The organism is Vibrio sp. 10N.261.52.A1, assembly GCF_002876325.1.
In the GTDB taxonomy this organism is placed as follows: Bacteria; Pseudomonadota; Gammaproteobacteria; order Enterobacterales; family Vibrionaceae; genus Vibrio; species Vibrio chagasii.
Genome location: NZ_MCYD01000020.1, coordinates 1 through 2,395, shown reverse-complemented (window position 1 = coordinate 2,395; position 2,395 = coordinate 1). Strand labels below are relative to the sequence as shown.

At 40.9% G+C, this 2,395-nt stretch carries 2 protein-coding genes; one reads left to right on the top strand and one right to left on the bottom strand.

Annotation, left to right across the window (positions count from 1 at the left end):
• Window positions 1-38 precede the first annotated feature (38 nt).
• Complete coding sequence (locus BCT81_RS00270) at window positions 39-1,676, top strand: methyl-accepting chemotaxis protein (protein ID WP_102422934.1); 1,638 nt, start codon at window positions 39-41, stop codon at window positions 1,674-1,676.
• Between the two features lie 127 nt (window positions 1,677-1,803).
• On the opposite strand, the gene BCT81_RS00265 is transcribed toward BCT81_RS00270, so the two are convergent.
• Window positions 1,804-2,395: CheR family methyltransferase (locus tag BCT81_RS00265; protein ID WP_241908125.1), on the bottom strand; the 592-nt coding region annotated here is incomplete at its 5' end.

Sequence of the window (2,395 nt, the reverse complement as noted above, 5' to 3'; positions counted from 1 at the left end):
GTTGTACGTTGGGAAATTTTTGGTTAGGGGATAAATCCATGATAATTAAAGAAGTTAAAAACCTATCGATTGCTATTAGAGTTTGGGCGATTCTTGCTTTATTTGCAATCGCTTTACTCGCAAATACCATTTTAAATATAGACGGCTCACGCCAACATGTGCGTGAGAGTTATCAAAAAGGGGTGAAAACGCTAGTTCAAAGCGCCGTTAGCGTTATTAGGTATTATCAAAGTCAGAGTGAAATAGGAAATTTAAGCGAAGAGGAAGCACGCGCTCGCGCATTGGAAACCATCTCAAATATGCGATTTGATGATGGGAATTATATCTTTATAGGTGATCGAGAAGGAAAGCAAATAGCTACAGGCGTCCCCTCTCTTTTAGGAAAAAATATTATGGACCTTCAGGATAGTAAGGGTAAATACTTTGTCAGAGAGATGTACAGCATTTCGAAAAATGGTGGTGGATTCATTGATTATCATTGGAAAAACCCGAACAAACAAACGCTAGAGCCAAAAACCAGTTATGCAATAATGTTGGAGCCTTGGGGATGGATGGTTGGTTCTGGTGTAAATATGGTGGCCTTACAAGCGACGACTCACCGAGCTGAGATGACATCGATTGGTTATGCAATAGGCATTTTAACGGTTCTCTCACTGATCGTTGGTTACTTCATCAAAACCATCACTCTCCCAATAAATCGTACTTTGGCTGCGATGAAAGCATTATCAAAAGGTGAAGGCGATCTAACGCAACGTATTCCCGAAGAAGGGAGCAAAGAACTAATTTTCTTGGCTCGTTATTTCAATCAGTTTGTAGAGTCTATTCAATCAATGATGCTCGGGATTCAGGGAATTGGGACTCAAGTATCAGCGTCGGCAACGCAACTCACTGATTCGGTACACCAAATAGATAATAGCCTTAACCAGCAAAGAAACGACGTGGATATGCTTGCGACAGCCATGACAGAAATGCTTGCTACCGTTGAGGAAGTTGCTGGGCGAACCGTTGAAGCAAATGAAGCAAGTCGGTTTGCAGCGCAGGAGACACAGAAGAGTTCCTCAATTATTCAAAATAATGTGATAGAAGCTAACGAAATGGCGGAAGTCATTACCTCAGCAGGACAAGCAGTCCAGAAGTTAGCGCTTGATGCAAAAAATGTTGATACGGTTCTAGAAGTTATTCGAGGAGTCGCAGAACAGACAAACCTCTTAGCACTTAACGCTGCTATTGAAGCCGCTAGGGCTGGTGATCATGGTCGGGGCTTTGCTGTGGTAGCTGATGAAGTAAGAACCCTGTCTCAACGTACTCAGGAGTCCACACTTGAGATTCAAAATATTATAGAAAAGTTGCAAGTTGGCGCTGAAAATGTCGTTACAGTAATGCATCAAGGGGTTGATAAAGCGAATAAGGCCTCAGAGCTATCCGCGCAGGCAGGATGCAAGATTGACGAGAGTAACAAGCAAGTTAATAAGATCGAAGGTATGGCGCAACACATTGCAACTGCTGCTGAAGAGCAAACACTCACCGTGAACGAAATAAACCGTAACGTAGCCAGCTTGAGTGATATGGCGACTTTAGTGTCGAGCGAATCTACCGAAATGGCTAATTCGAGCCGAGAACTCAGAGGTATCTCGGAAAATCTCATGTGTACAATTAACCGATTCAAACTAGCATGATGCAAGAATCTGCTTTGAAAAGCGGAAGCTTCCTACGCGTAAAAACGAATAGCAGTAGCTCACGCAGCTACTGCTATAACTGATTTATTCCATTAATGGCAAAGAGAGCCTCAACAGGCAAATCCGTCTAAACACGAACATACACCCCTTTTTTCAAACACCGCATTCCTTTAAATTCTGGGGCACGGGAGTTATCACAGATAAAAACATGCCCCCCAGGTATGAGGATGTCATGGGCATGCTTACAGACAATATCGTGATACTCATTGGTTAATGATGCGATGACAATCGCATCTAACCTACTATTGTACTGATTAAAATTAACGTGGTCGTAGTTATTAAATGTGATTTTATTTTCTATTTTTCGATTGATGGAAAAATGGCTATTCTTCATTTTAACTTTGTTAGACTCTAGATATTCAGCTAATTCACCTCGGGTGTTACTAAATAACCTTTCTTTGAAGTTCCCTTTACAGTTTATTTTTCTAAAACTATTGTTGTCAACCAAAGACATAATCCGACAAAAACCAGATGAGATCATCTCTGTCTTTTGTTCGTAATAAGAATGTAACATTGCCAATGAAAAACTATCGTAGTATTTACCTGTATCTAAACAACAAATAAGCAAATCACTCCCCCGCATCTGCCTTTCGATCACAAGCTCACTGTAGTCTCTATATAATTCAGCGTTATAGAAAAAGTTGTCAGTTACCATATTT

Bases quoted from the DNA above. Each gene is read 5' to 3' on its own strand.
- BCT81_RS00270 (WP_102422934.1), top strand. From the start codon at position 39: ATGATAATTAAAGAAGTTAAAAACCTATCGATTGCTATTAGAGTTTGG.